The 7,419-nt window shown below is 54.2% G+C and carries 6 protein-coding genes; 4 read left to right on the forward strand and 2 right to left on the reverse strand.

From position 1 onward, the window contains the following. Positions 1 to 286: 286 nt before the first annotated feature. On the forward strand, positions 287 to 589 hold the full coding sequence (locus tag AB7F49_RS36585) for a hypothetical protein (protein ID WP_428531997.1): 303 nt from the start codon (positions 287 to 289) through the stop codon (positions 587 to 589). A 571-nt stretch (positions 590 to 1,160) separates the two neighbouring features. On the opposite strand, the gene AB7F49_RS36590 is transcribed toward AB7F49_RS36585, so the two are convergent. Both AB7F49_RS36590 and AB7F49_RS36595 read right to left on the reverse strand, forming a co-directional pair. Then, positions 1,161 to 2,345 carry a tyrosine-type recombinase/integrase gene (locus tag AB7F49_RS36590; RefSeq protein WP_428532000.1) on the reverse strand — a complete coding sequence of 395 codons (1,185 nt, stop codon included), beginning with the start codon at positions 2,343 to 2,345 and terminating at the stop codon, positions 1,161 to 1,163. 41 nt (positions 2,346 to 2,386) lie between these two features. Then, complete coding sequence (locus AB7F49_RS36595; RefSeq protein WP_428532003.1) at positions 2,387 to 2,857, reverse strand: hypothetical protein; 471 nt, start codon at positions 2,855 to 2,857, stop codon at positions 2,387 to 2,389. Positions 2,858 to 3,013: 156 nt separating this feature from the next. On the opposite strand from AB7F49_RS36595, the gene AB7F49_RS36600 reads away from it, so the two are divergent. From AB7F49_RS36600 to AB7F49_RS36610, 3 genes are all read left to right on the forward strand, one after another. Beyond that, the gene (locus tag AB7F49_RS36600) at positions 3,014 to 3,238 is read left to right on the forward strand and encodes a hypothetical protein (protein WP_428532006.1); all 225 of its coding nucleotides are present in this window, start codon (positions 3,014 to 3,016) and stop codon (positions 3,236 to 3,238) included. Further along, positions 3,235 to 5,877 (forward strand): hypothetical protein, encoded by a 2,643-nt coding sequence (locus AB7F49_RS36605; RefSeq protein ID WP_428532009.1) that lies wholly within the window; start codon positions 3,235 to 3,237, stop codon positions 5,875 to 5,877. The genes AB7F49_RS36600 and AB7F49_RS36605 overlap by 4 nt, the downstream gene beginning before the upstream one ends. Beyond that, positions 5,874 to 7,419, forward strand: a 1,546-nt coding sequence (locus tag AB7F49_RS36610) for a PriCT-2 domain-containing protein (RefSeq protein WP_428532012.1), incomplete at its 3' end; no start/stop codon positions are given. The genes AB7F49_RS36605 and AB7F49_RS36610, both read left to right, overlap by 4 nt.

Consider the following 7,419-nt stretch of genomic DNA (forward strand, 5'->3'; position numbering starts at 1 on the left):
CAAGCGTTTGCGAAGATCGTCGGAAAGCGCCATTCCCGCCGCCTCCTTCCCGCGGCAGGAATTATGAATCAGACTTCACCCGATTCGTGAATCTTAAATCGATTCAGATCGTTCGGAGCCCGCTCTAATCAAGAGTTTAGAAGACATGAGGAACTGGTTAAGGTGAAGGATAGCTACAAGCCTCAGACCTCTGTCTATAAGATGCTAGGCAAAATGGTTCGGGCGATACTAAGTAAGGAGATGCTATTGTCTAGTGTTAGAGAATATTATGATCATTTGTTTATCAATGGAGAAGTATAAGGTTATGGCTAGAGCTAAAACTAGTAGTATTGGTGAACTTATTGCTGTTGCTGAACTTAAAGAGATGGTGAGCAGGATCGAGCACAAGCTAGACCTATTGCTAGGCACTCGCTCAACTGAGTCGTTAACCCCGATGGCTCCGGCCGACGAGGGGCCGAAAGGTTGGGAGGCAGAGGAGCTAAAGGCGTGGGTCGCCGATCTAGACGGTCTGACGAGAGCGAACATTGAATGCGGGGCGGTAGCCCCCCAAGACGTTTGGGAAGCCATGAAATCAGAGAAGGGGTGGTGATATGTGCGGTCCCTCTTTAAGTGCCATCGGCCCGGCGGGTTGCTGAGAGCCAAGAAAATTATGCGTTGAAGGTTGATGACCTCAAGGACGCCTACCGGACAAGGACGAGAGACATTCAGTTGAAGGTTGGAAATCGGATCAACTCTATGTCGATGCAGTCGCTTCCCTCAGGCGCTTCACTTGGGTTGAATATCGGTAACGATGTGGTGGGCGGGATCGCCAAGGCGTGGAGGTAGGTCTTACCCACAGGCCGGTATCAAGGCGCTACGCGCTAGGAAGACGTTGGGGGCTGCTGTCATGGCAGCCCTCAATTTTTTCGGGGCAGGATTTGGGACAAGGAAGTCAGAGATTTGGGACAGAGCAGAAATCATGTCTACAAAAAACTTCTTTTATTTCAATGCGATATGAACATTAAGCAGGTGTAATGGTGGGGGAAGTAGGACTCGAACCTACGAAGGCTTAGCCAGCGGATTTACAGTCCTTCAGTGATCTCCTCATAAGCATTTGTATTTAAATACTTAAATTACATTTCAGCTCGTTGGATGTTGCATTCTTGTTGCACAAAATCTTCCTATCCAAGAATTTTGCGCTCTGCGTCTGCGAGCTCTGCGGCATCATCTCCCCGCGGAAAAAGATGACCGTATCGGTCGGCGGTGATGGTGATTGAGCTATGACCCATCAGGACCTGAACCGCTTTAAGCGGCATTTCCCGTCCGCCATCCCGCTTTCTATTGATGAGCCAGCTTGCAAAGAAATGTCTCAATGAATGGAGGCCGTATTTGGGAGCGCCATCACCTTTAACTATGCCAGCAGTCTTCAAGGCAGGATTGAGAATTTGCCGCACGATGTTGGAATGGTGCTGGACAAGACCCGATGCGGCCGGAAATACGAGCGAAGCATCACTCATGGGGCAAACCAGCTTCCATTCTTTTAGACGCTTCAATACTCCCGGTGGCACCGGTATCTTGCGATTGCCAGATTTAGATTTCGGCGGGCCAATCTTGCAGTATCTATCTGCGCGTTGGCGCACATGAATTTCACCGAACTTCAAATCAACGTCCGACCAACGCAAGCCGCGAAGCTCCGACGCGCGCAGGCCACAGAAGATAGCCACCAACAAGAATGGCTCTTGCTCGGATGGAATGGCTTCAAGCAGGCATTTTATTTCCTCGCGACTTGGAATATCGCGACCGATCTCGGGTTTATTTCTACGGCTCTCGCCCCCAGCCCTTTTGCTACGCGCAAGCTCTCGAACCGGGTTTGCGCCAGCGATTTTTCCGCTCTCCTTTGCGTAGGCGATGAGGGAACCAAGGCTGGTCAAAATTTTGCGGATAAGAGCTGGAGATCTAGCGCGTCCGTATAGCTGGCCAGGTATAGGCTCCTCGGATCGTAGTGCTTCTCGAAAGTCGACGATCATGGGCGTCGAAAGTTTAGATAGTTTAACGCGACCAATGAATGGTTTGATGTGGAGCTCGACGTGCTGACGATACTGCGCCAACGTGGCGCGCTCTAGTCCATTTGCGGCGCGGTCACTCAACCAAAGGGCCGCCGCCTGTGCGACCGTCGGCGATTGGCTTTCTGGAGTGTGGATCCCTGCTCGAACGTCTACTTTGGCTTGCGCTATAAAAGCGTCAGCATCTTTTTTTCGCGCGAACAATTTTTGATGACGCTTGCCAGCTTGATCCCGATAATCAGCCAGCCAACCCCCACGCTTCTCGCCTTCTTTTGTTTTCCACCTACGCTTGCGAACCGACACTACTACGCTCCGTCGTGTTAGCTACAGCGACGCCCCTGAGTTCATCCTTGTGCCACTCCCAACGCGGCGTCGAGTTCTTGTTTGACTCTGGTTAAGTTGATTAGTGCGACCCTGCGGCCGAATTCAGCTGCAATTTCTGATGCAGATATTTCAGAAGCTAAGAAGCAGTCTGTCTTTATAGTTCCTAAAAGAACTTCTTCGCTGTAGAACCAATTCGACATGATGTTCGGATAAAATGCGAAATATTTTTCGTCATCGGAAGGCGATGAATTTTCAAAAATATTAATAATGGCGTAGCCAAGCACCCGTACAAATCGCGCGATTATCGTTGGGTCAATGCCGAACTGGGATAACTCTAGGCAAAAAGCCCAGATAATCACGTGCTCCATTTCGTATGAAATCTTCTTCCCGCGCCCTGGGGATGAGGGAACAATGCCAAGCTTCTGAAAGTGCTTGATCCTCGCCCGAAAAGCGCCGCGCGCACGGTCATCCACTCTGTGCAGCTTAGCCAAGGCTGCTTCGACTTGACCGTAGGTGAACAGGACCTCGCCTCCTCGGCTTGCCCTCGGGAATATAGTAACTGACGAAGAAAATCGCAATCGTAAGATTGAACTGTTAGTCGGCGGCATTAGTTGAAATCGTAAACTTACGATTTGCGAGCAACAGAAATGTTCAAGCTGACCCCGGCACAACCCCAGCCAGCTACGCTGAAGGACGACCTACTCCGGGGAGCCAAACAAATCGCTGATTTCCTGGGAGAGAAGGAACGCCGGGTCTTTTACATGTGCGAGACCGGGCAGCTGCCGGGCGTTTTCAAAGTTGGTCGCCTCTGGCGCGCGCGCCGTTCGATTCTCCTCGCTGAAATGCGTCGCCGTGAGCAAGGAGACGCATGACGATGCCTCCGGCTCCCACGCTCCGTCGCGACACGTTCAAAACCTCGCGTCTCGTCGAATTCTGCTCGCGCCGGGAACTCGTCAACCAGACGGGCCACGCCGTCGAGGAGTGGCCATTCGTCATCCTGAAGGAGTTGTTCGACAACGCGCTCGACGCCTGCGAAGAGGCCCGCGTCGCGCCACTGATCGATGTCGCCGTCTCGGATGACGGGATCATCATTAGCGACAACGGTCCCGGCTTGTCGCCGGAGATCGTCGTGGACATGCTCGACTACACGTCTCGCGTCTCCAGCCGCGAGGCGTACGCGTCACCGACACGCGGCGCGCAAGGCAACGCGCTGAAGACGATCCTGGCCATGCCCTTCGCCCTTGATGGCGAACGCGGCGAGGTCCTGATCGAAAGCCAAGGTGTCGCACACTCAATCGTCTTCACGATCGACCGAATCCGACAAACGCCCCAGATTGAGCACGTCCAGGAGCCCTCGACGATAAGAATTGGCGCTCGCGTCGCGGTCCGGTGGCCGAATTCAGCATGCTCAATTCTCATCCGTGCGGCCGCGCGATTTTTACAACTCGCCGCCCACTATGCCTGGGTCAATCCTCACTTGACCCTTTCTGTTCTGTGGACCGCCGGTACCGGCGAGGACGGTGAACCGGTCGCTCACCGTCTCGCCTTTCGCGCCACCGAGACAGCTTGGCCTAAGTGGTCACCGACCGACCCAACCTCTCCCCACTGGTATGACCCCGAGCGCCTTGCTCGTCTGATCGCCGCGAAGATTACTCATTCCGAGGATCACGGGCGTCCTTGCCCGACGGTGCGCGAATTCATATCCGAATTTCGCGGGCTCAGCGCCACCGCCAAAGGCAAAGCTATCTGCGATGCTCTAGGCGTGTCACGCATGTCCCTTTCGGAATTTTACGAAGGCGAAGCTGGTCAAGTCGGCGCGCTTCTCTCCAAGATGCGCGAACACAGCAGCCCCGTCAAACCGAAGGATATAGGCGTTATCGGTCGAGAGCATCTTCGCGCGAAATTTGAAGGCATCGGCGTTGACCCAGAAAGCTTTAACTACCGTTGTGTCGCCTTCGAATGCGACGGCGTTCCATATGTCGTCGAAGCGGCGTTCGGTTATCTCCCGCGCGCGCAGAATTTCCGCCACATTGTAACTGGCTTGAATTGGAGCGTGGCGATTGGCCCAAGCCCATTCCGTTCGCTCGGCGGTTATGGACTCGATGACATCCTTTCTGATCAATGGGCCGATCAGGATGAACCAATCGCGTTCGCACTGCACCTCGCTTCGCCGACGTTGGAGTTCACCGACCGCGGTAAATCCGCGATCCGCCTTCCCGATGAGGTGGACCAAAAGGTCGCGAAGCTCGTCAGGGACGTGACGGCGAAGTGGGCAAAGCAGCGTAAGGCTGAGCACCGTCACATAGCGGCCCGTCAACGCCGCAACGACGTTATGCTACGGCGGCGGCGGATGACAATCAAAGACGCCGCCGGGAAGGTGCTGCCCGACGCCTACATGAAGGCCAGCGCCAATGGGACGCTACCGGCAAACGCGAGGCAAATCTATTATGCCGCTCGCGGGCCGATCCTTGAACTCACAGGCAAGGAAAGCCTCGACGCTCAATACTTCTGCCAGACCGTCCTTGTGGACTATATCGAGGAGCTTGACCTCGACTGGGATGTAGTTTGGGATGATCGAGGGCATTTCATCGAACCGCACACGGAGCGTACGATTGGGCTCGGCACGCTCTCGGTTCGCAGGTATCTTGCTTCGAACAGCACCCCCGCGCTGATCAAGCCCTCCTACGCCCCTACCCGTATTGATACGCACGGCCCGCAGGGACGCTATGGCGCGGTGACGTTCATCGAAAAAGAAGGCTTTTCGCCGCTGATCAAGGCGATGAGCCTTGCCGAGCGTCGCGACATCGCGATCATGTCCTCGAAAGGCATGAGCGTCACAGCCGCGCGTATGCTGGCGGACGGCCTGTGTGGGCGTTATGGCATCCCGCTATTCGTTCTGCATGACTTCGATATAGCCGCCTTCTCAATTCGACACACGCTGACCGCAAACACGCGGCGCTACAAGTTTGTGAACAAGCTAGAGGTTATCGACCTCGGCTTGAGACTTGCCGACGTTGAACGTCTCGGTCTCGAATCCGAAGCGGTCGAAATCAGAGGCGATCGCGACAGGTTAAGCCAACGGTTGGTAACCAACGGCGCGACGAAGACCGAAATTGACTTCCTGTTAAGCGGCCGTCGCGTCGAGTTGAACGCCATGCCGTCCGACGTGTTCATGCGGCTGATCGAGGAAAAGTTAGACGAGTACGGCTTGGAGAAGATCCTACTGGACGCCCGGCAGCTTGCTGATGCCTATCGCCTATTGAAGTGCAGCGAACACAATCAACGCATCGTCGAAGACGTGCTGGCGCGCCAGGATGACTTCAAGATCACCGTGCCCGAGGACCTTGAACAGCGCGTTCGTGGCTATTTGGAAGCACATCCCGCCGAGACGTGGGACGCAGCTATCGAAGCCATTGCTGAAGAAGCAGAGGAGAGCGGCAACTCGACGGCGACGCCCGGACCTAATACGCACAGCGCGAGGCTCCGGCGCAAAGACGGGGGCGTGGAATGAGCCGCCCGCCAGATCTCGCGACCGACGATCCGAATTCATACACCGTACTACGCGCCGTCTCTCCACGGGAGGCACTACTAACGAAGGTTTTCACGCAAGATCGGACGTGGATCAGCTACGGCGGCAAACAGAAGGGAAGTAAGCCCGGCGCGTATTTATATTCGGCGCGAACCGTGGATATTCTATCGCTTGACGCGCTCGAAACCGAGTTGCGCCTGCTCAATAAAGAATCAAGGCACTGTTTTGTCGCTGGCGCTATCATTGATGGTAGCGACCGCAATAACATGCGCCGGATCAAATACGAGCATAAAAGAACGGATAAAAAGACCGGCGAAACGATTATCGATAAGCCAACTCTGCACGACGTTCCTCGTCATTTGATTCCGTTGGACGTGGACTCGCTTCCTTGTCCTGATGGAATTGATCCGACAGATTTGATTGCGGCGGCGAGCTATATCAAATCGCAACTGCCGCCTGTCTTTCATCATGCCGCTTGCATCGCTCAGGCGACCTCCGGGCACTGCATCAAGGATGGACTCCGTTTCCGCGTGTTCTTCATGCTGAATCGCCCGTTAACTTGTCAGGAGATAAAAATATGGTTGGCGCATGAGAAAGCTCCAGCCGATCTTTCGATTTATGGAGCGAACGCTGTTGTTTATACAGCGTCGCCCGTTTTTGAAAACCTCGACCATGATCCGCTTCCGAACGGGCGCATTGTCAGACTGGATGGCGATGAATTCGTGACGCCGCCAAGCGCGGGATGGTTCGAAGCTCTCACAAAACCAAAACCCCGCGAACCTAAAGAAACGGTCGTTTGTGAAGGCGACTGGCGCAAGATTCAACAAGCGCTGACCTTCATTCCAGCCGACGATTACGAAACATGGTTGCATGTCGGAATGGCTTTGCATTGGACGCAAGCAAATGCTGAAGAACCGACCAATGACGGTTTCGACCTTTGGGATGAATGGTCGCAAAGCGCCGACAATTACGACGCCGACGCTATCGAAACGAAATGGGATAGTTTTGATTCAGAACGCGGCGGCGAACACGGGCCAACCACGGTTGGGTATATCTTCAAACTGGCGCGCGAGTATGGATGCAAGGACCAACTCGACGATCAGACAATTCGCGAACAAATCAATGAACTGCATCGCCAGACGGAAAGCCTCGATAAATTGAGTCCCCAATATGCGGCGCTCAAAGACGAAGCTATCGCGCTATTCGCCAAATCGTCAGATAACTATCGCGGCGATCCCAATGAAAAGAAGCACTTTCGCTACCAATGGAATATCGATGGTAGGACCCTCGACAAACGCCTGAATGAAGAAGATGAAAAACGGCGGCGCGAGCAAGAGGCGCAACAAGGCGGCAACCCCGATGATCAGCAAGTCATCGCGCTAAATAAGGATTATTGCTTTGTGATCGAAGGCGGCAAGGCCACCGTCTATCATGAATGTTATGACCCTGTGTTAAAGCGCCATTTCCTCGCGCCGCTAGGTCCGCGTGATTTTCAATATGCGTTCGAGAATCAGCGGATCATTA

The organism is Pseudorhodoplanes sp. (assembly GCF_050250235.1).
Classification (GTDB): domain Bacteria; phylum Pseudomonadota; class Alphaproteobacteria; order Rhizobiales; family Xanthobacteraceae; genus Pseudorhodoplanes.

Bases quoted from the DNA above. Each gene is read 5' to 3' on its own strand.
- AB7F49_RS36585 (WP_428531997.1), top strand. From the start codon at position 287: ATGGAGAAGTATAAGGTTATGGCTAGAGCTAAAACTAGTAGTATTGGT.
- AB7F49_RS36605 (WP_428532009.1), top strand. From the start codon at position 3,235: ATGACGATGCCTCCGGCTCCCACGCTCCGTCGCGACACGTTCAAAACC.
- AB7F49_RS36600 (WP_428532006.1), top strand. From the start codon at position 3,014: ATGTTCAAGCTGACCCCGGCACAACCCCAGCCAGCTACGCTGAAGGAC.